The sequence below is a fragment of the Bradyrhizobium sp. NBAIM08 genome (assembly GCF_020193935.1).
GTDB lineage: Bacteria > Pseudomonadota > Alphaproteobacteria > Rhizobiales > Xanthobacteraceae > Bradyrhizobium > Bradyrhizobium yuanmingense.
On record NZ_JADYVR010001318.1, the window covers coordinates 1 to 384 of the forward strand.

Genomic DNA, 384 nt, shown 5'->3' on the forward strand with positions numbered 1-384 from the left:
TCGTTCGACTGCCCGGCAACGAGTTGTCGCGCGATTTCAGCAACTGCGGCAACCCGTGCTTCAACATCGGCGGCCGCGACGGGCTGTTCCTCGAGTCGATCCTCGATCGCGCGGCCCAGGCCGGCGTCCAGGTCAAGGTGCGCGCGCGGCTCGACCTGCAGACGCAGACGTTCCGCGGCCTGAAGGCGACCAATGGCGTGGGCGTGATTCGCGGCGCTTCGGACGAGGTGATCGTGCTCAATGCGCACGTCGACGGGTGGTTCGACGGCGCCGGCGACAACGGCGACGGCCTCGCGGTGCTGGTCGCGCTGGCGCGGCACTTCGCCAAGCCCGCCAACAAGCCGCAGCGCACGATTGCGTTCGTGGCCAGCGCGGGTCATCACA

At 69.0% G+C, this 384-nt stretch carries 1 protein-coding gene; it reads left to right on the forward strand.

Annotated features, from left to right (window positions below; genetic code table 11):
• Window positions 1-23 precede the first annotated feature (23 nt).
• On the forward strand, window positions 24-384 hold a 361-nt coding region (locus I6F37_RS44705; RefSeq protein ID WP_225155087.1), incomplete at its 3' end, for a M28 family peptidase.